The organism is Pleurocapsa sp. FMAR1 (assembly GCF_963665995.1).
Classification (GTDB): domain Bacteria; phylum Cyanobacteriota; class Cyanobacteriia; order Cyanobacteriales; family Xenococcaceae; genus Waterburya.
The window spans coordinates 1,663,584-1,682,039 of record NZ_OY762512.1; the positions used below are offsets into that span (position 1 = coordinate 1,663,584).

General features: G+C 38.0%; 15 protein-coding genes and 1 pseudogene. 11 read left to right on the forward strand and 5 right to left on the reverse strand.

The genetic code is table 11. The features are described 5' to 3' along the window. The first annotated feature begins 8 nt into the window (after window positions 1–8). The 5 genes and pseudogenes from accA to SLP02_RS26565 all read left to right on the forward strand — a co-directional run. Complete coding sequence (gene accA, locus SLP02_RS08100) at window positions 9–989, forward strand: acetyl-CoA carboxylase carboxyl transferase subunit alpha (RefSeq protein ID WP_319420150.1); 981 nt, start codon at window positions 9–11, stop codon at window positions 987–989. 138 nt (window positions 990–1,127) lie between these two features. Beyond that, window positions 1,128–2,138, forward strand: a complete 1,011-nt coding sequence (locus SLP02_RS08105; protein ID WP_319420151.1) for an adenosine deaminase — start codon at window positions 1,128–1,130, stop codon at window positions 2,136–2,138. A gap of 266 nt (window positions 2,139–2,404) precedes the next feature. Then, window positions 2,405–3,460 carry a hypothetical protein gene (locus tag SLP02_RS08110; RefSeq protein ID WP_319420152.1) on the forward strand — a complete coding sequence of 352 codons (1,056 nt, stop codon included), beginning with the start codon at window positions 2,405–2,407 and terminating at the stop codon, window positions 3,458–3,460. A 168-nt stretch (window positions 3,461–3,628) separates the two neighbouring features. Beyond that, a complete protein-coding gene (locus SLP02_RS08115) occupies window positions 3,629–4,819 on the forward strand; it encodes a Coenzyme F420 hydrogenase/dehydrogenase, beta subunit C-terminal domain (RefSeq protein ID WP_319420153.1) in 1,191 nt (396 codons plus the stop codon). A 137-nt stretch (window positions 4,820–4,956) separates the two neighbouring features. Beyond that, window positions 4,957–5,070, forward strand: a pseudogene (locus SLP02_RS26565) (tautomerase family protein); the annotation flags it as partial. A gap of 20 nt (window positions 5,071–5,090) precedes the next feature. On the opposite strand, the gene gloB reads toward SLP02_RS26565, so the two are convergent. Next, window positions 5,091–5,864, reverse strand: coding sequence for a hydroxyacylglutathione hydrolase (gene gloB, locus SLP02_RS08120; protein WP_319420154.1), 774 nt, complete (start codon window positions 5,862–5,864; stop codon window positions 5,091–5,093). A gap of 155 nt (window positions 5,865–6,019) precedes the next feature. On the opposite strand from gloB, the gene SLP02_RS08125 reads away from it, so the two are divergent. Continuing rightward, a complete protein-coding gene (locus SLP02_RS08125) occupies window positions 6,020–8,083 on the forward strand; it encodes an ABC transporter ATP-binding protein (protein WP_319420155.1) in 2,064 nt (687 codons plus the stop codon). A 4-nt stretch (window positions 8,084–8,087) separates the two neighbouring features. Here SLP02_RS08125 and SLP02_RS08130 read toward each other — a convergent pair whose 3' ends face one another. Then, entirely contained in the window at window positions 8,088–8,579 is a 492-nt protein-coding gene (locus SLP02_RS08130; RefSeq protein ID WP_319420156.1) for a GNAT family N-acetyltransferase, read from the reverse strand. Window positions 8,580–8,988: 409 nt separating this feature from the next. Here SLP02_RS08130 and SLP02_RS08135 point away from each other — a divergent pair, with 409 nt between their 5' ends. After that, window positions 8,989–9,717, forward strand: a complete 729-nt coding sequence (locus tag SLP02_RS08135) for an outer membrane beta-barrel protein (RefSeq protein WP_319420157.1) — start codon at window positions 8,989–8,991, stop codon at window positions 9,715–9,717. Window positions 9,718–9,816: 99 nt separating this feature from the next. On the opposite strand, the gene SLP02_RS08140 is transcribed toward SLP02_RS08135, so the two are convergent. Next, window positions 9,817–10,251, reverse strand: coding sequence for a DUF4079 domain-containing protein (locus SLP02_RS08140; protein WP_319420158.1), 435 nt, complete (start codon window positions 10,249–10,251; stop codon window positions 9,817–9,819). Between the two features lie 121 nt (window positions 10,252–10,372). After that, entirely contained in the window at window positions 10,373–10,726 is a 354-nt protein-coding gene (locus SLP02_RS08145; protein WP_319420159.1) for a DUF1830 domain-containing protein, read from the reverse strand. A gap of 430 nt (window positions 10,727–11,156) precedes the next feature. Here SLP02_RS08145 and SLP02_RS08150 point away from each other — a divergent pair, with 430 nt between their 5' ends. The 4 genes from SLP02_RS08150 to dnaB all read left to right on the forward strand — a co-directional run bounded on the left by SLP02_RS08150 (window position 11,157) and on the right by dnaB (window position 16,964). Next, window positions 11,157–12,728: a photosystem II high light acclimation radical SAM protein gene (locus SLP02_RS08150; RefSeq protein WP_319420160.1), complete on the forward strand. Its 1,572-nt coding sequence runs from the start codon at window positions 11,157–11,159 to the stop codon at window positions 12,726–12,728. Between the two features lie 78 nt (window positions 12,729–12,806). Continuing rightward, on the forward strand, window positions 12,807–14,177 hold the full coding sequence (locus SLP02_RS08155) for a DICT sensory domain-containing protein (protein WP_319420161.1): 1,371 nt from the start codon (window positions 12,807–12,809) through the stop codon (window positions 14,175–14,177). An 86-nt stretch (window positions 14,178–14,263) separates the two neighbouring features. Then, on the forward strand, window positions 14,264–14,905 hold the full coding sequence (locus SLP02_RS08160) for a pentapeptide repeat-containing protein (RefSeq protein WP_319420162.1): 642 nt from the start codon (window positions 14,264–14,266) through the stop codon (window positions 14,903–14,905). 121 nt (window positions 14,906–15,026) lie between these two features. Further along, a complete protein-coding gene (dnaB, locus tag SLP02_RS08165; RefSeq protein ID WP_319420163.1) occupies window positions 15,027–16,964 on the forward strand; it encodes a replicative DNA helicase in 1,938 nt (645 codons plus the stop codon). A 12-nt stretch (window positions 16,965–16,976) separates the two neighbouring features. Here dnaB and SLP02_RS08170 read toward each other — a convergent pair whose 3' ends face one another. Next, window positions 16,977–18,419: a bifunctional orotidine-5'-phosphate decarboxylase/orotate phosphoribosyltransferase gene (locus SLP02_RS08170; protein ID WP_319420164.1), complete on the reverse strand. Its 1,443-nt coding sequence runs from the start codon at window positions 18,417–18,419 to the stop codon at window positions 16,977–16,979. Window positions 18,420–18,456: the final 37 nt, after the last annotated feature.

The following is an 18,456-nucleotide window of genomic DNA, read 5'->3' on the forward strand; positions in this document are numbered from 1 at the left end:
CATCAGCTATGCCCGAAACCAAGAAAAAAACCTTTTTACTAGATTTTGAGAAGCCTCTTTGCGAGTTAGAGTCAAGAATTGAGCAAATTAAAACTCTAGCCGCAGAAAACCAGGTAGATGTTGCCACCGAAATAGCTCAATTAGAAATTAGGGCAGAACAACTGCGCCAAGAAATTTTTAGTACTCTAACTCCAGCCCAAAGGCTTCAGCTAGCTCGTCATCCTCGTCGCCCTAGTACCCTAGATTATGTGCAGGCAATTAGCGATGAGTGGCTAGAGTTGCATGGCGATCGCGGTGGCTATGACGATCCAGCTTTGGTAGGCGGAGTTGCCCGCATAGATGGTCGTCCAGTGGTGATTTTGGGACACCAAAAAGGTAGAGATACCAAAGACAATGTAGCCCGTAATTTTGGTATGGCTTTTCCTGGTGGCTATCGCAAAGCATTGCGATTGATGAACCACGCCAACAAATTTGGAATGCCTATTTTAACCTTTATTGATACCCCTGGAGCATGGTCAGGAGTGGAAGCCGAAAGGCTCGGTCAAGGTGAAGCGATCGCCTATAATCTCAGACAAATGTTTGGGCTTGATGTCCCTATCATCTGTACCGTAATTGGCGAAGGAGGTTCGGGTGGTGCATTAGGTATTGGTGTAGCCGATCGCCTATTGATGTTAGAACACTCGGTTTATACAGTTGCCAGTCCCGAAGCCTGTGCTGCAATTCTTTGGAAAGATGCCAAAAAATCAGATAAGGCAGCAGCAGCACTCAAGATTACTTCTTCAGACTTAAAAGAGTTAGGAATTATCGATCAAATTGTTCCTGAACCTAGCAGTGGTGCCCACGCCAATCCTGTAGAAGCAGCAGCTAAGTTAAAAGAGACTATTTGGTCAAATCTAGAGCAACTATGGCAGATGACACCTCAACAGCGAAAAAATTTGCGCTACGATAAATTCCGCAGCATAGGTCGGTTTGAGACTGCTGTAGTTTAATTTGGTTGGGTTAGTTAATTTAGGGCGTTGCTGATTTAAAGAGCGAGTAATAGGTGGCAAGTAATATTCAACCTTGTTATCAATACAAAGCTACCATAAGGAAATTAATTGCAACGACCATACCTTAAATTAACAACTATGAACAAATTTATCCAGGACTTACCCAAAGCAGAACTTCATTTACACATAGAAGGTACACTTGAGCCTGAAATGATGTTTGAGTTGGCTCAACGTAACAATATAGATTTACCCTACAAATCGGTGTCCGAAGTAAAAGAAGCCTATAATTTTGAAGACCTGCAATCTTTTCTGGATATTTACTATCAGGGGTCGCAAGTATTACAGCAAGAACAAGATTTCTACGATTTGACTTGGGCATATCTGCAAAAAGCCAACCGTCAAAATGTGCGTCATACAGAAATATTTTTCGATCCGCAGTCTCATACAGACAGAGGAATTGAGTTTACAACCGTCTATCAAGGAATTTATCGAGCCTTACAGGACGGTAAAACTCAACTTGGTATTTCTAGTCAGTTAATTCTTTCTTTTCTGCGTCATCTCAGTGCCGAGCAAGCATTTGCTACTTTAGAACAGGCACTAGCTTATAGAGATACTATAGTAGCAGTCGGTTTGGATTCTGCCGAACAAAACAATCCACCTTCTAAGTTTAAAGAAGTCTTTGATAAAGCTCAAGCAGAAGGCTTCTTAACTGTCGCCCATGCAGGAGAAGAAGGACCTCCAGAATACATCTGGGAAGCAATTAATTTGCTCAATGTGTCTCGTATCGATCATGGTGTTCGCAGTCTCGAAGATCCAAAATTACTTGACTATTTAGTAGATCGACAAGTTCCGTTGACGGTCTGTCCTTTATCTAATGTTGAGCTTAAAGTGTTTGATTCGATGACTGAACATAATCTCAAACAACTTTTGGACTTGGGCATTTGCGCTACGGTCAATTCTGACGACCCTGCCTATTTTGGCGGCTATATTGCCGAAAATTATCAAGCAGCACAAGCAGCGTTAGATTTAAGCAAACAAGAGCTTTATCAGTTGGCAAAAAATTCTTTTCAAGCTTCTTTTTTGCCTTCAGAGTCTAAACACCGATTAATTTCTGAATTGGATGATTATTTGGAAACAGCCAAACTTTAGTAAAACATCTTTAGCAGCATGGTTAAGTCGACCATCAAAAAGACTTAATGAGTCGGTTTAAGGCAGCCAATAACAAGTCATTTTTGACGATCGCTGTAGAAGCTTTTATACTGTCAAGATGCACCAATGCTCCTTACCCAAAAATAAAGATATTATCATCTTTATCCTTTAACGAGCCTGATGGTGATTAGTTTATTGATGATATCCTGAATCAGAAGCTGATTTTAAAGGAGTGGATTGTTTAATTTGTGGGGAGTTTATTAACAATGAATATTTTAAAACTAAATATTTGGCTAATGCTTGTAGCCAATTTAGTATTGGCAGCTATGGCTGCTGATTCGACTATGGCAGAAGTAACGAAAAAGAGCGATCGCGCCGAGGAAAAAAATACTCGATTTTTGACAGGCAACAAGACTTCAACTAAAGCGATTGACCTAATTACGTTGCCAAATCAAAAGAACTTGATTGACTCCTCCTTGAAAAGCCAAATTGCCCAACGAGATTTAGCCAAATTTTGCCAAGACTATCCATACAATTCTCAATGTGCAGGCATCAGTCCATCTAATAACAATCCACCAGGAGTAGAAACCATTCCTGTACCAGCACCACCTCCCACATCAGAAACAGAAACTAACGATCGTAATTCTAGTGGTCAAAAAACTGGTTGGGCGATCGCACCAGAAATTAGTACCCTGGGTTTTGGCGGTAATATAATCAGAAAAATAACTCCTGCATTTAATGCTAGGGTTGGAGTTAATGCTTTTGGGGTTGGCATCAATCTAAATGAATCACAGTTTGATTACGATGGAGATTTAAATCTGTTTAACGTTTCTAGCATTATCGATGTTCATCCTTTCAAAAGCTCTGGCTTTAGAATTAGTGCTGGTTTGATTTTTAGCAACAATAATATTCAAGGAACAGCAGATGTATCAGAGCAAGTCGCCGATGAAATAGGAAATGTTGGGATATTCGGGCAAACAATTGATATTAGAGACTTTATTGATATCCAAGGATTAGTCACATTAGATGCTGATGTTGATATTACCAATAGTGTTTCTCCCTATCTGGGAATTGGCGGTGGTAATCCTGTAGGGGAGGGTAAAGGTTTAGGATTTTGGTGGAACGCAGGAGTAGTATTTGGTGGTTCGCCTGATGTGACAGTAACTCCTAATATCCCTAATAGTGTTCCTGAAGAATTCAGAAGTGAGGTGCAAGAAGCTGCTAACACATTAATTGAAAGTGAAGAACAAGACATTGAGGATGACCTGGACTTTCTTAGTGTCTATCCAGTTTTGTCTTTGGGAATTTCTTATCAGTTCTGAAATAAGGGATAAGGAATGAAGAATAAATCAGTGAACTGTTACTTTATCCATCCTTTTCTCGAAAAAATCCATTACAAAACTTTGCGAGTCTGGTAATGAGTAATGGTTATTGTCTTAATCTGACAAGTAATACCTATCACTGCAATCAATAAATTTTTTCTTATATATATGACTGTTTCTCCTCACAAAAAAGCCAAGGCACTTAAGCCAGGTAGTCGTCGTCCTGCTAAAGAACTGTGTAGTGAATGTGGACTCTGCGATACATATTATGTTCATTATGTTAAAGAAGCCTGTGCTTTTCTCAATCAACAGATTGCTGAATTAGAAACAGTTGCTCATGGACGTAGCCGTGACTTAGATAATAAGGACGAATGGTATTTTGGCGTTAGTCAAGAAATGATGGCTGCGCGGAACTCAAAACCGATTGAGGGAGCGCAATGGACAGGAATCGTTAGTGCGATCGCCTGTGAAATGTTAGAACAGGGACTGGTTGAAGGGGTAGTTTGTGTACAAAACACCCCCGAAGATCGTTTTCAACCAATGCCAGTAATTGCCCGTACTCCCCAAGAGGTTTTGGCAGCCAAGGTAAACAAACCCACCCTTTCTCCTAACTTAAATGTCTTAGAACAAATCGAACAGTCGGGGATGAAACGTTTGCTGGTCATTGGCGTAGGCTGTCAGATTCAGGCACTAAGAGCCGTAGAGCAGGAATTAGGTCTAGAAAAACTCTATGTCTTGGGTACACCCTGCGTTGATAACGTCAGTCGTCAAGGGTTGCAGAAGTTTCTCGATACAACCAGTCGTTCTCCAGAAACAGTAGTGCATTATGAATTTATGCAGGACTTTCGGATTCACTTTAAACATGAAGATGGTTCGATTGAAAAAGTCCCTTTCTTCGGTTTAAAAACTAATCAGCTAAAAGATGTTTTTGCTCCTTCGTGTATGAGTTGCTTTGATTACGTCAATTCCTTGGCAGATTTGGTTGTGGGCTATATGGGTGCGCCTTTTGGTTGGCAATGGATTGTAGTTCGCAACCAGACTGGTAAAGAAATGCTGAATTTAGTTGAAGATCGCCTAGATACTCAGCCTGTGATGTCTCAAGGCGATCGCACTTCTGCTGTACAGCAAAGTATTCCTGCTTATGATAAGGGGGTCACCTTACCTATGTGGGCTGCAAAAATGATGGGAGTTGTCATCGAGCGTATTGGTCCTAAAGGATTAGAATATGCCCGTTTTTCCATTGATTCTCACTTTACTCGCAACTATATTTATCTCAAACGCAACTATCCTCAGAAATTAGAACAGCACGTGCCTGATTACGCCAAAAAAATTGTTGGGCAATATAAATTGCCTGAATAGTATTTTGGTTAGGAAAATATTAAATTAAGAGCTATTGCTCCCCAAGAAACTGGTTTTCTTACAGTGTTTAATTGACGTTCGGTAGAAAGTAAAAAAAACTAATTCGTTTTCTCTATCAAAAAATATCTCGAACTGCTGGAATTAATCCTCAGGATTTAGAAATTACTATTTTTGAAACTCCAAAAGCCAACTGGGGAATTCGAGGAATACCAGCAGATGAGCTAGATCTAAATTACAAAGTAGATGTTTAAGTAATTTTTGAGACTTAGTTTTAAAATTGATCTTTCATGCCCCGAATACGACCAAATACTTTTGCTGGTTCTTTCATTTTGGCAGTAGTTTGTAAAGTTTCTTCATCCCAACGTAAAAAAGGATTGGTTTGCTTTTCTACACCCAATAAGGATGGAACAGTAGCGATTCCTTGGCTACGAGCCTGTTGTACCTCTTGATATCTGCTGTGTAAATTTAAATTATCTCGATCTACGCTTAGAGCAAATTTTAAATTATTGAGAGTGTATTCATGAGCGCACCACACGCGAGTATTATCAGGAAGCTGGCGCAATTTACCAATAGAATCAACCATTTGAGCGGCAGTACCTTCAAACAACCTGCCACATCCACCTGCAAAAATTGTATCACCACAGAATAATTCTCCTGTTTCTGCTGGGGTTGTAGGCGGAAAGTAATAGGCGATATGACCAGAAGTATGACCAGGCACGAAAAATACTTGACCTGTTTTGCTAGCAAATTCGACCGTATCTCCCTCTTTTAGAAATATCTGCTGGTGGGGAATTCTACCTTTATCCTCAGCACCACCATAAACACAAAGATCGGGGAAATGTTTAATCAATTTATTGTTGCCACCCACATGATCCCAATGATGATGGGTATTGAAAATAGCGATTAATTGAGCATCAATGGTTGCTAAATAGTCCAATACAGGATCGGCTACTGCGGGATCTACTACCGCAGCGGTTTTTTGCAAAGGATCGTACAAAACAAAGATATAGTTATCTGCTAAAGCAGGAATACGCTTAATTTCCATGTTGAGAAGGTTTTATGAGGATTATACTCTCGACGTTTTTAGTAACTGTATTTCATCATATTAGATAAATACTCGGTTATCTTAGTACAGATAATAATTCTAAGTTACAAGGTTTTGTTATTAATAACAAATAATGTGCAAAATCTAAATAAATTATGTTTAACAACTCAACTAATAAATTTTTATTTGATCTAGCCAAAAAAAAGCCTATTTATTTTTTTACATCATTTTTTCTAAGTATAATTAGTGGTTTATTGAATATAATAGGAACTGTTTGCTTGATTCCTATACTATTTATTATCTTAGACAGCAAACAGCAAAACAATCAAATTAATCAATCAAATATATTTGACAATTTTTTTGCTTCATTTAGTAGTTTAACAGGAGAATATAAATTAGAAGTTATTCTTGTTTTGATGTTTGTAGTAATTGTTTTGAAAAATTGCGCCACTTATTTAAATTATATAGTAAATATTAAACACACTAGGTATTTAGTCTATCAAATGAAAAGTAAAGGCTATAATTTGCTTTCTAGAGTGAATTTAAATTACTATCAAAATAATAAGACAGGAGATATATTATTTAAGTTAAATCGAGAGATAGACAAAACGGCGATCGCCATCAAAAGCTGTCAAAATATATTAATTATTTCAACTATTATTATTATTCTGACTATTTTCCTTCTATTTATATCTTGGCAATTAACTTTTATCTGTATATTTCTTTTAGGGTTAATTGCTCTAATCAATCAATTTATTGTTACCATCGCTCAAAAAGCAGCAACAATACTATCTCAAAAGTCTAAAACTTATAGTCGCAAATCGATAGAATTTTTAACAGGGATTCGCTCTATTAAAACTATTGGTAATGAAACTAGAGAATATCAATCGATAACTCGACTAATTAAGGACAAAGATCGGGCGCAATTAAATACTTTAGCAGCCTCAGCAATAATCAGCCCTATAAACGAAATTCTAGGTATGATAATGATTGCAGCCCTACTAATTATATTCCCCTACTTATATAACCAATCAATCCACAACCTAGCATTAATTTTCTTAACTTATTTAGTAGTTTTATGCAGGTTGTTACCTTTTTTTTGTCAACTAAATAATGCTCGTACTCAATTTTATAATAGTATTGCTAGCGCAGAAATAGTTGCCAATTTCTTAAAGGAAACTGATAAGCCTATGCTTAAATCAGGAACGATTAAGTTTATAGAATTAAGTTCTGGTATAGAGTTTCAAAAAGTGACTTTTGCTTATCCTAATCACGCGCAAATAATTCTTGAGAAAGTTGATTTGTGGATTCCTCAAGGGCAGACGATCGCTTTAGTTGGTTCGTCTGAAATAGGTAAATTAATAATTACCGAACTATTACCAAGATTTCATGAGCCAATAGATGGTCAAATTTTAATAGATGGTAAAAATATTGCTGAATATGATATTACAAGCTTGAGAAAAGCGATCGCCATAGTTAATAGTAATACATTTCTGTTTAATAATTCTCTGGCATATAATATTACCTACGGATTAAAAAATATTAGCGAATTAGACATTATTAATGCTGTTAAAAAAGCAAATTTTTATGAATTTGTTAGTCAATTACCAGATGGCTTAAATACAGAAATTGGAGTAAACGGTGTCTTACTTACTGAAGGACAAAAACAAAGATTGGCGATCGCTAGAGCTATATTACATGATGCCAAAATTTTAATTATTGATGAATCTAGCCTGGAAATAGATATTTTTGAAGATTTCTTAGTTCAAGAAACAATCAAAGAGTTATGTCGCGATCGCACAACCTTAATTATCGCTCAAAGGTTGACTACTATTCAACAAGCCGATCAAATAATTGTCTTAAATAAAGGTCGAGTAATTGAAGTTGGTACTCATGCAGAATTACTTCGTCAGGAAGATTTTTATAATCGTTGGTATTTAATGCAGTTCAAAACCAATAATCAGTCTCGTCAACTAAAATTGGCTCAAAAAATTGCTAAAAAATTAGCTCATCAAACTCAGGGTAATCTTTCTACTGAAATTCGTCAGAATTTTGATTCACTTCTAAACTATATGCAGTTGTTCAACGAAGAAATTTCTCAAGATGATTTAGAAGAAAAAATTTTGGATGAATCATATCAATCGGCTAAAGATATGTTAGCTAGTCTCAAAGAATATGAACGTAAAATTTCTCGTGACCCCGATCATCCAAATTTATAAATAGTTAATCGCTGATTTTTGCTAGTTTGTGCAAAGCACTATCGCTAACGCGACAAGTACGCCAGTCGGGTAATACTTTTGCTCCCATACTTTCATAAAAAGCGATCGCACTTTGATTCCAGTCTAAAACATTCCACTCCAGTCGCCCTGCATCTCTTTCTACCGCCAACTTACCTAAATACGACAACATCGCCTTTGCCATTCCGCGACGACGATAGTCTGGTAACACGAACAAGTCTTCAAGGTAAATGCCTGGTTTGGTTAAAAACGTCGAATAATTAGCGAAAAACAGAGCAAAGCCGACTATTTTATGTTCGCACTCAGCTACAATAGCCTCAGCATTAACTGGACTGCCAAATAAGTCTGACCGTAATTCTTTAGCTGTCCCTGTTACTTGATGTGCTAGTTTCTCATATTCGGCTAATGCTTGAATCAAGCTAAAAATATCTGATACATCGTTAGCAACAGCCTGACGAATTTTAAAATCTGAAGTCATGTTGAATAGTTAAACAGAACAATATTGATAGTATTATTATCTTGCTCATAGACGCAAAGAAAAAACTCACAGGATAGGGTAAAAAGACACAAATTTCTCTAGTTTATCTAGGAAAGCGTCCATACTTTCAGTTTGTTAGTTTCGCTGATGACAATCTGATATAAATCTATTTTTTGTGGCTGAAATAGATTTGCTGCTTGCCAAAAAGTGGCTATTATTTTCCTTTAGCTATTTGTACTATGACAAATACTACTTTTATCTCAATCTTCCTAATAAATACTGATAAAATTGCCAGTTAAAAATCTGTCCTACGATGTGGATAGTTTTAGCGATATCGAATAATATTAATTACCTAGGCTTACATAAGCTTGGCTAAAGAATTTGTATTTAATTGTGTGGTGTGAAAAACATGAATATTAAAACTAGTATTTTGGCAGCCCTGGTTGTAGCGATAGTTCCCGCAGCAGTACAAGCACAAGAAACTAACGGCTATAAAAACTATCAGGTAGCCTGTGAATCTGGTGCTAACTGTAGCGATTTCAATGTGGATTATCAACAGCCTGAGCGCAATAGCGACATTGCTCAGTATGGAAGCAGAAGAACTCGTCGCACTCGCCGTACTCTTAATAGTCAGTTGAAAAAGACTTATGTGAGAGGAAATCTTGGAGTATTCCTTCCTGGTGGTAGTGCAAACACAGGTTTTGGTGGAGGCGGTTTGCTTGGCTATAATATTAGCGAGAAAATAGCAGCAGAATTAGAAATTTTCGACTATTTTGGTGGCACGGATGTAGATAATCTAGACTATAACTATCTAGGCATTGTTGCCAATGGTGTGTATAAATATCCTTTTGGTACCGATCCAAAAAGTCCCTATGCTTTTGGCGGTGCGGGCATAGGTATTGGTATTACCAATCTTAGTGGAGACGTTGCCGATGCGGTTGACGCTTTAGGTGGTGACACCAGCGGAACAGGCTTTTTGTTTCAAGGTAAACTTGGCGCAGGCTATCCTATTACAGATAAGATCGATGCTATTGGTCAAGTGCGGTATGTTAATACATCCACCGACTATGCAGTAGGTGGTATAAGTGCTACTGATGATGCCTTTTCTCTCGATCTAGGAGCAACATATAATTTCTAGTTTGAATCACAACTAAGTTACTAAATCTTTAAATCGATTTGGATGGAAGTTTGAAATTTTCAAGCTTCCATTTTTAATCTTTGTTTATTGGCAATTAAATTATAAATATTTCTGCACTACGTCCCAGCCTGTCCAAGAAACATAAACCAACCCAATAAACAGAATAGCATTAGTAGTAATGTGGAGCGATCGCGCCCAGCTATTACCAACATCAATTTGGTTGGCACTCCAGGCAGACAGACAAATTAGCCCGACTACAAACAATCCTGCCCATAAATGAGAAGAATGTCCAAGACTGCCATAGTAGCCTACTGTACCAACTATACCAATCGCCAGTAATAAAAAAACGAGAAAGACAATGATAATTCCGCTAACAAAATGTGCATTTCTCAGCCAAGCAGGACGACCGATTCTCGTGGTACGTCCATAAAACATCCAAGTTCCTGAAAAGAGAAGCAGAAAGTAAAAAGCGATCGCGCCTCCCATTGCCCAAGCAGCAATTTTCCACAGCCAGATAAAAGATGGTAAATCCAAACTAATTTATTACACGAAATTTTAGATCTATCTCTTAGTATAAACATAGGGGCTGCTAAATATAGCAACCCCACCAAATATGTCCTTTGATTTGAATCAATTTTCTAGCTTGCTAATACTTTTATACGCTAATGTTGAATGACGTAGAAACTTCCTGACTATTCTGAGAATTATTTTCTATTTGCTTATCTTTTTGATTCTTTTTTTCCTTTTCATCTATTGCCTGTAAAGCAAGTCTAAGGCAAGGAATAGTGTCAGAAAGTATTGAGCTTGCCATCATTCCCGAATGTATTTCTAAAATAGCCTTGATATTTGCTTCAAACACTAACCTTTGACCAGGAAATACGACTCGTTCAAAATACCAATTCGATATATTAGTAATTCTAGCGATCTGAATTTGGCTAGTTGCATTTACATAACAACATAGAATGCTGTCATTTTCATCATTTGGCAGGGGGTCTAAAGTTTGAGACATAGCTGTTGAAGAGAGTTGTTTAAAAACGTTTTTTATTGGCTTATATAAGCTAACATTCTCCGATCCCAATTAGTTGTAAAACTAGCTACCGATGGATATTTGTCTATTCTTTGGTCTGTATCTATAAAGAGTGAAGGTTTCTCTCCAGAAATTTTTTATAATTTTCAAAAAACAGATAAACTTAAGCATATTTCTGCAAAATTGGGCAACGAAAAACATTATTTTGTAGTTATATCTACAAAAAGCCTACGCCGACTTCAAGAAAAAAATAAGGCTACTTTATAAACATTTTGCAGATTTGGTTGATTGTAGTAGATAATATCGCTAAAGTTAAGTTATATGAATAAATTATTCTCACCGAAAGGTAAAAACAGATATTTGCCTCCCATAAGCTCATAAAGTTTGTAAAAATTAATATTATAATTAAGCTATGACTCAGCGGATTCTCTATGTTCGTCTTCCCTGTAACCCAATTTTTCCAATTGGTGTAGTATATTTAGCCGATCACGTTCATAAGCTGTTTCCTCAAGTTCAGCAGAAAATATTTGATTTGGGTACAGTTCCTCCCTTAGATTTTGATAATGCCTTGGACAAATGTATTGATGAATTTAAACCATCATTGTTGGTCTTTTCTTGGCGAGATATCCAGATTTATGCACCAGTAGGGGGAAGAGGCGGAAATCCCTTACAAAACGCCTTTGAATTTTACTATGCCAAAAATCCTCTAATTAAACTTAGAGGGGCGTTAGGTGGTTTAAAAGTAGCTACTGCTTATTATGGAGAACTATGGCGAAACGTAGGTTTAGTTAAACGGGGACTAAAAAGGGCAAGAAAACATACCCCACAAGCCCGTACTATTGTTGGAGGCGGTGCAGTAAGCGTATTTTACGAGCAGCTAAAACAAGATTTGCCCAAGGGAACAATTGTTTCTGTTGGAGAAGGAGAACAGTTACTAGAGAAAATTCTAGGCGATCGCGAATTTCGTGACGAACGCTGTTATGTGGTAGGAGAAAATAAGATTAGGGAAAGGCTAATTCATGAATGGCCCACCCCCATTGAAAAAAGTGCCTGTAACTACGACTACATTGCCACTATTTGGTCTGAATTTGCTTATTATCTCCAAGAAAATGATTTTTACATTGGAGTGCAAACTAAAAGAGGTTGCCCTCATAATTGCTGCTACTGTGTCTACACAGTGGTAGAAGGTAAACAGGTAAGAATCAATCCTGCTGATGAAGTAGTCAAAGAAATGCGCCAGCTTTATGAGCGAGGGATTCGCAATTTTTGGTTTACAGACGCTCAGTTTATTCCTGCCAAAAAATATATTCCTGATGCCATTGAACTACTCCAAAAAATAGTTGATTCTGGTATGGAAGACATTCATTGGGCAGCATATATCAGGGCAGACAATGTAACTCCTGAACTAGCCGATTTGATGGTTAAAACAGGAATGAATTACTTTGAGATTGGTATTACCAGCGGTTCGCAAGAACTAGTACGTAAGATGCGAATGGGCTATAATCTACGGACTGTTTTACAAAACTGTCGAGATCTCAAAGCAGCAGGCTTTAATGATTTAGTTTCGGTTAACTATTCTTTTAACGTTATCGATGAAACCCTGGAAACAATTAAGCAAACTGTTGCCTATCATCGAGAGTTAGAAGCAATTTTTGGTGCAGATAAAGTAGAGCCTGCAATTTTCTTTATTGGTTTACAACCCCATACTCATTTAGAGGAATATGCCTTTGAGAAAAATATTCTTAAGCCTGGATATAATCCTATGAGCTTGATGCCTTGGACAGCCAAAAAATTGCTTTGGAATCCTGAACCATTGGGTTCTTTCTTTGGTGAAGTATGTCTTCAAGCCTGGAAGCAAAACCCTAACGACTTTGGTAGAGAAGTGATGCAAATCTTAGAAAATAAGTTAGGTAAAGCTCCTCTAGAAGAAGCGTTGACTGCTCCTGTAAAATCAGATCGGCCAAAGATCACTGTTGCTGTTTAAAAAACATAATATATTCACCTAAAGGTGCATTGTAATTGTATTCAATCGCGCTTTAATTTAATTAACTAATTATTTACTATGCTGGAAGGTTCAATATTACAAAGATTAGACGAAGCTCATCGTCACGGTAAACGACCTTTGAACTTGGGAGTTTATTACAAAAACACTTTAGTTGCTCTATGTCATGCGCTAGAGGACTTCATTTTGGATTCAAATAACCCACCTCTGATGGTAACAGCTTTTCAGCGTGGTAAATGGTATTTAGAAGAAGCCGATCGCTACAATGATCTGGCAGACAAATCAAATCATGTAGTCATAATGGCAACTCCCGACGCTGGGTTTGATAGCCATCCTACTAGCAAGAAAGAAAATGTATCCCTAGTCGATCTCAAGCCAGAAGACCCTGTTGCCGAAGAGTGGCATTTGATGATTCTTTCCCCTACTTACACAGCTATGGTGTTGTGTCAAGAACTGTCGGATGCTGATTATGGTAATAACAAACCCCAAAAAGATTTAGAGCGAAAATTCTATGGCTTTTGGACGTTTGAACCGAAGTTAGTGCGCGAAACAGTCGAATTAGCTATCGATCATATAAGAGGCTACGATCCAAAATTGGCTGAAATAATGACAACCAAAGTAGCTAAAATGACTGCTGAGTCGGGTACAAGACAAAGAGATGACTTAGATGCAGTGGTGTCTCAAGTAGTCAAGTATCTGCAGGACTCCAAAAAAACTCTCCATCAACCACAAGGTTCTAGTTTCCAAGGTTTTAAAGATTTGGATGAAAATATTGTGTCTAACGAGATGCAGGCTTTTCTCCGCATGGCACAGTTGTTAGATACTACTGACGTTAGTAATCCCATGGCTGCATCTGAAGTGGCAACAATGGCTGAAGCAATGTCACAATTATTAGATCTTCCTGCGTGGCAGGCAAAACGGCTTTATCTATCGGCATTATTGCACCGCGTTGGGCTACCTGAGGTCACAAAAAGCCGTAACAGACAGTCTCAAGCACAAGCAGAAACTTTAGATCATAGTGAGTTTTTGCCTAAAGCTTCTGTTTTACGAGTTATGCCCCAATTAGAGGCAATATCAAAAATACTTATCCACCAAAGAGAAGCCTGGGATGGTTCGGGAATTCCTACAGGGATAGCTTATGATGCTATTCCTGTAGAATCGAGAATCTTGTGTTTGCTGGCAGACTTTCAGCAAAAAATGAAGGCATACAAGCAATATTCTTTGGATAAAAATCCGGCTGCTAAAGCTTTGGAAGATTGTCATACCTTAGCAGGTAAAAGATACGATCCTAAACTATTAGATGCTTTATCACTTTTAGTTATGGGTATGCAGCAGGGTATGACTCTTGAGACTTATCGACCTAAAATTGCTACTGGAATGTGGTTAGTAGATTCTGAAAATGCTCGTAAAAATAAGACAAGATCTTCTTGAACAATTTAAGGCTTATGTCTTAAAGCTTAAAGCCTAGAGCTTTTAAATAAAATCTATCTTTAATAAATACCGAAGCAACATTTACAATGACCGTAGAACAAATTCGCACAGGACAACAAAAGCACTTTCCTGGTATAGATTTAGAAGATGAAGAGTTAGATAATTGTCAACTAGAAAAAATTAACTTGGCTGGGGCAAATTTAGTCGGAGTCGATTTCTCTCACTCTAATCTCAAAGGAGCAAGATTGGATGGAGCAAATCTTCTAGGAGCTAATTTTAAGCTAGCAGATCTTCGAGCAAATCTTTTGGGTGCTAATTTAATGCAGGCCGATCTTAGTAATGCGGATTTACGCGGTAGTAATCTACGGGGAGCAAACTTAATGGGGGCAAAATTGTCTCAAGCTTCTCTTTCTGGAGCATTTTTGAGTGGAGCCAATTTAACTGGAGTTAATTTAAAAGGGGTGGATTTACGCGGTGCAGATTTGCGAGGAGTAAACCTCAATAGTGCTAATCTCAAAGGCGCAAACTTGTCTCAAGCTGATTTGCAGGGGGCAAACCTCAGCGATACAAACTTAGAAGAAGCTGATTTAAGAGGCGCAAACTTGGCTGGTGCAGATTTATCGGGGGCTAATCTACTTTGTGCTGAATTAGAAGGTAGTAATTTAAATGGTGCTAACCTAGAGCGAGCCTGTATGTTGGGTACTGATTTCTCAAAAAATAAAACTTGAGAGAGGATACTAGATCACTTTTAAGTACCTAATTGTTTAATTATTAGTATATTTTCTTAAAACCAACTAAGAAAGTAGAATATTTGTTCTATAGTTATGCTGTAAGAATCCAAAGTGATTAATGGCAGAAATAAACAACTTACCTCCAGCTAGTATCGAGGCGGAAGAGGCAATCCTGGGTGGCATCCTGTTCGATCCAGAAGCAATTACTAGAGTAGCAGAACTAGTAGTTAAAAATGCTTTTTATGTCAAAGCTCATCAAGAGATTTATCAGGCTGCACTAACTCTTAATAGCAAAGGAAAACCGACAGATTTTATTGCTCTCAGTACTTACTTGAGCGATCGCGATTTACTAGAACAGGTTGGCGGTACTACCAAGCTGGCACAGTTGCTTAACCGTACTGTGTCGGCGGTAAATATCGATCGCTATGCCAACCTGATCATGGAAAAGTATATCCGTCGTCAGTTAATTACTTCAGGACATGAAATTGTCGATCTTGGCTACGATAACGCCACCGAATTAGAAGTAGTCTTAGATTCTGCCGAACAAAAAATATTTCGCCTAACTCAAGAACGTCCTCAAGAGGGTTTAGTTCCTATTGCCGAAACTCTCGTCAATACCTTTAATACCATTGAGGAACTACATCAGAATACAGCTTTACCTGGTGTTCCTTCTGGTTACTATGATTTGGATGCCATGACTAGCGGTTTTAGTCGTTCTGATTTAATTATTATCGCTGGCAGACCATCAATGGGAAAGACGGCGTTTGCTTTATGTGTGGCTTCTAACATTGCTAGAAATTCCAAATTACCCATCGCTGTGTTTAGTTTAGAAATGTCGCGGGAACAGTTAACCCAAAGACTGTTATCTAGTGAGGCAAGGATTCCTAGTAACCGCTTACGTTCGGGTAGAATTGCTCAAAATGAGTTTGGACAGTTGATTGATGGGGTAGAGAAGCTGTCAGAATTGCCAATATATATCGACGATACGGCTAACTTAACTGTAATGCAAATGCGATCGCAAGTCCGTCGTCTCCAAGCACAGCAAAAAGATCCTTTAGGCTTAGTGATGATCGACTATCTTCAGCTAATGGAAGGAGGCGATAATGACAACCGCGTACAGCAGCTATCGAAGATGACGCGGAGTTTAAAAGGTTTAGCTAGGGAATTAAACGTGCCAATTGTAGCTTTATCTCAGCTAAGTCGTGGAGTAGAACAAAGAACCAATAAACGCCCGATGTTATCTGACTTGAGAGAGTCTGGTTGCTTGTCTGGAGATAGCTTGATTACGATGGTTGACACTGGGCGAAGAGTTCCAATTAAAGATTTAGTTGGGAAGTCGGGTTTTAGCGTGTGGGCATTAAATCAAGCTAGCCAAAAAATTGAACCAGCATTAGTTAGTCGGGCTTTTGCTACAGGAATTAAATCTGTTTTTAGTTTACAAACTGCTTTAGGGCGTAAAATTTGCGCTACAGCAAATCATCGGTTTTTGACGGGAGGAAATGGCTCTGTTCAAGAGCCATATTCCACTCCCGTCGTGACTATTCACGGCTGGAAAAGATTAGATGAATTAGTTGTAGGAGACTATTTAGCTGTCCCTCGAATATTGTTTAGTTCTTCTTTATTAACTATCAGTCAATTAGGAAATAATTATTGTGGTACTAGTCTTTACAAACAAAACGTCAGTAGAGAAAGGGCAAGTAAATTAGCTACCGTAGTTAAATCTCAAGAAATTGAAAACTTAGCAGACAGTGACTTATATTGGGACAAAGTCATCTCAATTGAGGCTGAAGGAAAAACTGAAGTTTTTGATTTGACTATTCCTATCCATCACAATTTTATTGCTAACGATATAGTAGTTCACAATTCCATTGAGCAAGACGCGGATTTAGTGATGATGATTTATCGTGATGAGTATTATAATCCTGATACTCCAGATCGAGGCATCACCGAAGTTAGTATAGTTAAACACCGTAATGGCCCAGTGGGAACAGTCAAATTATTATTTAACGCTGAACTTACTAAATTTGAAAGTTTAGCTAAACCAGGAGGATATTAAAGTTGTGTCCCTTTAATGATTTTCTTGAACAGCATTATATTGCTTCTCTGTGATGCGTCCAGCCTCGTATAAAGTATCGGTAATTTCCGAAATACTCAGAACTGAGTGAGCGCGATAACCATTATCTGCTAGGCGATCTTTTACTCCACCTTCGTGATCGATAAACACCACAATATCTTCAATCTTTAAACCAGCAGATTTGAGCTTTTCTGCCCCTTCCATCACGCTTTTGCCACTAATTAAGATGTCGTCAATCACGACTACCTTTTCTCCTGGATTAAAACCACCTTCAATCAAACGTCGAGTACCATGAGCTTTTACTTCTTTGCGGGGAAAAATCATCGGACGCTGAAGATTTAACGCTAGTCCTGTTGCTGTGGGCAATGCACCATAGGGAATACCTGCAATCCGATCGAATTCTAGGTTCTGCACTATATCGCCGTAGGCACTTAAAACCTGATTAAAAATTTGCGGATTAGAAATTATTTTACGCAGATCTATATAGTAAGAAAAAGTTGCTCCCGAAGCCTGGACATATTCTCCAAATAGCAAGCAGCCAATGTCAAATAGCTGAAGAATCAGAGACTGATAAGGATGCTGATTAAGCAGACATACATTTGGTGTCCAAAGCTGACAGCTTGACCCCTGCTTGATTCTTAACTCTCGATACTTGTTAACATTTTGATTAAGTTGTGCAACCTCGGCAGCAAGATTATTTGTAGCCAAAAAGTCTTGGGGAATGGGAATTAGTAATCCTTCACCATTGTCATCTAACCCTGTATTGAGCAGGGATTCAAAATTATTCTTACTCCAAAGACTACGAAGTAGAATTGTCCTTTCTGGTGCGATCGCTCTAATTCTACTTAATATTTCAGGATTAGTTGTCCCTACTTCTAGATATAGCTGTTTTGGAGTTGCCCAAGTTTGAGCTTCTTTGACTACCTGTAAGTAAAATGGATTTTCTAAACTAGGATATCTTTGCAGTTTTTCCGCTTGAGGATTAGAAGTATGACTGAGGATAAATACGGCTTTATCTGAATAAACTAAAAAAGGTGCAGCATGATCTTGTCCTGCAAAGGGAGTCAGAGTTACCGCATCTACCTGCCAGCGAGCAAAAATAGTTTCAGCAAAGACAGTACTAGTATTGAGATCGCTGTGTTTGGCATCCAAGATGATGGGAATTGCTGAGGGAATAGCCAACAAAATACGCTCTAATAACTGTAACCCTTCAATTCCTAACGCTTGATAAAAACCCAGAGTTGGTTTGTAGGCGCAAACGCGATCGTTAGTTGATTCAATTACCCACAATAACCAAGCTTCTATAGAGCTAATTAGATTATCGTCATCTTTTTTTAGATAGTCAGGAGGCATCATTTCAGGATTAGGATCGAGTCCCACAACCAAGAGACTATTATTCGTGGCGATCGCCTGATTGAGTTTGTCAGCAAAATTCATTTTCGTTTAAATTGGATAATCCCCTCATGAAATTATT